The following is a 3,106-nucleotide window of genomic DNA, read 5'->3' as shown; positions in this document are numbered from 1 at the left end:
CCTACGTCCTCTTGCTGCGGGGACGGGAGGTGCTGCTGCAGCGCCGGCATCACACCGGGTACATGGACGGGTTCTGGGTGGCGGGCGCCGCCGGGCACGTGGAGCCGGGGGAGGCGGCCCGGCAGGGGGCGGTCCGGGAGACGGCGGAGGAGCTCGGCGTCGAGATCGAGCCTGCTGCCCTCGAGCTGCTGACCGTCATGCAGCGCACGGACGGCACGGACACCCCGCGCGAGCAGCGCGTGGACTGGTTCTGGGCCTGCCGGTCCTGGGCGGGTGAGCCGCGGATCTGCGAGCCCGGCAAAGCCTCCCACCTGGAGTGGTTCCCCCTGGATTCGTTGCCGAGCCCGATTCCGGACTACGAGCGGCTCGTGCTGGAGGGCCTGCGCGACGGCGACCTCACCCCGGACACGGCGGTCGGGTTCGGGGACTGAGGGGCATAGGGGCTCGCCGTCCACCGCCCGGTCAGTCCCGCACCGCCTCCACCACCATGAGCGGGTGCTCGGCGGGGTCGAAGGCCGTGCGGTGCCAGTCTCCGGAGAGCCGTTCCACCCGCAGCCCCGCTGCGGCCAGGTCCGCGCGCACCTGCTCCGCGGAGCGGAACTGCAGGTGCTGGTCCACCTCGGACACCTCCCCGGAGTCGAGGAACTCGGTGCGCACGCGCATCGTCACCACCCCGTGCCGGTCAGGGGCGGAGGTGCGCTCCGACTCGAGGACCCGCCCGGCCGGCATCGTGCGCTCCGTGGGGTCCTGCTGCCAGCCCTCCCACGCGCGCCGGACGGGGTTGCGCGTCTCGAAGACCAGGCGGCCGCCGGGCACGAGCTCCGCACCGATGCGCCGCAGCGACGCGTGCCAGTCGTCGTCGACCAGGTGCATGGCCACGTTGCCGCTCATCACCACCAGGTCGGCGGAGTCCGGCGCGATCAGCCCCGCATCCCCGTGTCGCCACTCGACGCCGTCCCCGCCCGGGCGCGCGCGGGCCGCCGCGAGCATGGCCTCGGCCGGGTCGATCCCGACAACGTCCCGCCCCGGGCCCGCGAGCGTCACCGTCAGGATGCCGGTGCCGCAGCCGAGGTCGACGATGCGGGTGCTGGCCCGCGCGGCCGAGACCTCGTCCGCGACCCGGCGGAAGAACGCGTGGTCCTCGCCCGCGGGGTTGTCCACGTCGTAGATCGCGGCGAGGCGGGCGTCGTCGTAGGTGCGCCGGTTGGCCTCGGCGCGGGAGGGGGCGTCGGTCATGCGCGCAGTCTGTCACCCGGGGCGGGCGCCCCCTGCCGCAGGGCCTGCCCCGCCACGATCAGCAGCATCGCCGCGCCGGCCGCCGCGGCCCCGGCCGGTCCCGCGGCGGGCACGCGGAGCATCGCCGCCAGGGCGCCGACCAGGCCCAGGACCAGCATCGACCCGCCGATCCACCGGAACACCGGCGCGCCGAACGCGCGCGCGAACGGCAGGAAGTGCGCGCCCACCACGGCCGCCACCAGGGCGATCTGCGCCGTCGGCGCGTCTGCGGCCCGGGCCACCAGACGGGTCACCGGGAACAGCAGCAGCATCACGACGACGGCGGCCCCGTACACCCGCAGCGCCCCGGGCGCCGGGGGCGGCAGGGCGGGCAGGGTCCGGCGGCGGAGCAGGACCGCCGCGAGGGCGAAGACGGCGAGGGCGACCGCCGCACTGCGGAGCATGCTCTGAGCGTCGCCGGGCAACCCGGCGATCCCGGCGAGCAGGAAGGCCATGCCGCCGACCACCCCGATCAGCCCGCCGAAGACCACCGGATGACCCGCCCGGCTGATCCCGCGGACGCGCTGGCCGTCCACGATCTGCCTGTGAGCGTTGCCTGTGTGCACCTGTGTCATCGTTCCCCTCCTGCTGTGTGCGACCGGGGCCATCGTGTCACAGCCGTTAGCCTCCTCCCATGCCCTCCGCCTCGATCGACCACGTGCGGCAGGCCCGCCGCGTCCTGTTCCACGGGGTCACGGGGGCCGGGAAGTCCACCGCGGCCGTGCGGCTCGGCGCTGTGCTCGGCCTGCCGGTCACCCTCGTGGACGAGGAGTTCGGCTGGCTGCCGGGCTGGGTCCCGCGGCCGGAGGCCGAGCAGACCGCCCTGGCGGACTCGGTCACGGCGGGGGAGGCCTGGGTGCTGGACTCCGCCTACGGCTTCTACCGGCCGATGGTCATGAAGCGGACCGACGTCGTCATCGCCCTGGACTACTCGCGGGCCCGGACCTTCACGCGCCTGGTGCGGCGCACGATCCGCCGGGTGGTGGGGCAGGGGGAGATGTGCAACGGCAACCGCGAGTCCTGGCGTCGGGTGCTCGGGGAGGAGTCGATCCTGCGCTGGCACGCCGCCACGTTCGACCGCAAGCGGGCATGGGCCCGGGAGCGGGAGGCCGCGGCGGAGGGGGCGCCGGTGCTGCGCCTGAGCACGCCGCGGCAGTGGGAGTGGGTGCTGGCCCGGCTGGAGGGCAGGCGGCAGGCTCCCTGAAGCACGCTGCTCCTCCGGACCTCACGTCGTGCTCAGGACCGCGTCCTCAGGACACGGTCCTGAGCAGAAGGGGAGGTCCTGCGGCCGCCTCGCCCTTCGTCCCGCGCTCTGACAGGGTGGGGCCATGGACGGGATGGAGCGGGAGAAGGTCTGGCACGTGCGGATCGCCGTCGCGGCGGCGCTCGTGGGATGCGCCGGCGTCGTGTCCGGACTGCGGCACGAGCTGGGGCTGGGATGGGCGGTCGGGCTGCTGACGGCGTGCCTCCTGGGCGTGGCCCTCGCCCTGCGCGACGTGCACCACCGGGTGGACCAGGAGGAGGCGGGGCGTCAGGTGTTCTACGCCGGCCGGGGGAGTACGGCGTGGTTCGCGGTGGTGATGGTGGGGGTCGCGATCGTGCCGGGCATGGTGATCCCCCTGCTCGCGGACGGGGCCGCCACGGCGCTGGGTGTGGGACTCTTCGCCGCCGTGCTGACCGCGGCGGCACACGGCGTGCTCGCGGCCACCACCACCGGGGAGCCTCAGCCCGAACCGGTCCCGGTGCCGTTGCGCCGCGAGGACGGCTGAGAATCCGCTGCGGAAGTGACCCTTCTGAGGGCGGTGGCGGTCGCCAGAAGGGTCAGTTCCGC

5 protein-coding genes are annotated in these 3,106 nt (G+C 74.9%); 3 read left to right on the top strand and 2 right to left on the bottom strand.

The features are described 5' to 3' along the window. The coding region (locus tag J1M41_RS07135; RefSeq protein WP_241247827.1) for an NUDIX domain-containing protein at positions 1-431 on the top strand (431 nt) is incomplete at its 5' end. Positions 432-462: 31 nt separating this feature from the next. Here J1M41_RS07135 and J1M41_RS07130 read toward each other — a convergent pair. Next, positions 463-1,236 (bottom strand): bifunctional 2-polyprenyl-6-hydroxyphenol methylase/3-demethylubiquinol 3-O-methyltransferase UbiG, encoded by a 774-nt coding sequence (locus tag J1M41_RS07130; RefSeq protein ID WP_145950789.1) that lies wholly within the window; start codon positions 1,234-1,236, stop codon positions 463-465. Beyond that, complete coding sequence (locus J1M41_RS07125) at positions 1,233-1,850, bottom strand: hypothetical protein (protein WP_036341240.1); 618 nt, start codon at positions 1,848-1,850, stop codon at positions 1,233-1,235. The genes J1M41_RS07130 and J1M41_RS07125 overlap by 4 nt, the downstream gene beginning before the upstream one ends. 59 nt (positions 1,851-1,909) lie before the next feature. Between J1M41_RS07125 and J1M41_RS07120 the strand changes: the two genes are divergently transcribed. Together J1M41_RS07120 and J1M41_RS07115 are read left to right on the top strand one after the other, a co-directional pair. Next, positions 1,910-2,479, top strand: a complete 570-nt coding sequence (locus J1M41_RS07120) for an adenylate kinase (RefSeq protein WP_049145716.1) — start codon at positions 1,910-1,912, stop codon at positions 2,477-2,479. A 124-nt stretch (positions 2,480-2,603) separates the two neighbouring features. Then, entirely contained in the window at positions 2,604-3,044 is a 441-nt protein-coding gene (locus J1M41_RS07115) for a hypothetical protein (RefSeq protein WP_010080019.1), read from the top strand. The last annotated feature ends 62 nt before the right edge of the window (positions 3,045-3,106 follow it).

Origin of the sequence: Micrococcus sp. KRD096 (genome assembly GCF_017168495.1) — a bacterium.
GTDB classification, from domain to species: Bacteria; Actinomycetota; Actinomycetes; order Actinomycetales; family Micrococcaceae; genus Micrococcus; species Micrococcus luteus.
The sequence above is the reverse complement of the archived record's forward strand: the minus strand, read 5'-3'. Positions and strand labels throughout refer to the sequence as shown.

What these genes read in the sequence shown, in the direction of transcription:
- J1M41_RS07125 (WP_036341240.1), bottom strand. Translation starts at nt 1,850, where the DNA reads ATGACACAGGTGCACACAGGCAACGCTCACAGGCAGATCGTGGACGGC.
- J1M41_RS07130 (WP_145950789.1), bottom strand. Translation starts at nt 1,236, where the DNA reads ATGACCGACGCCCCCTCCCGCGCCGAGGCCAACCGGCGCACCTACGAC.
- J1M41_RS07120 (WP_049145716.1), top strand. Translation starts at nt 1,910, where the DNA reads ATGCCCTCCGCCTCGATCGACCACGTGCGGCAGGCCCGCCGCGTCCTG.
- J1M41_RS07115 (WP_010080019.1), top strand. Translation starts at nt 2,604, where the DNA reads ATGGACGGGATGGAGCGGGAGAAGGTCTGGCACGTGCGGATCGCCGTC.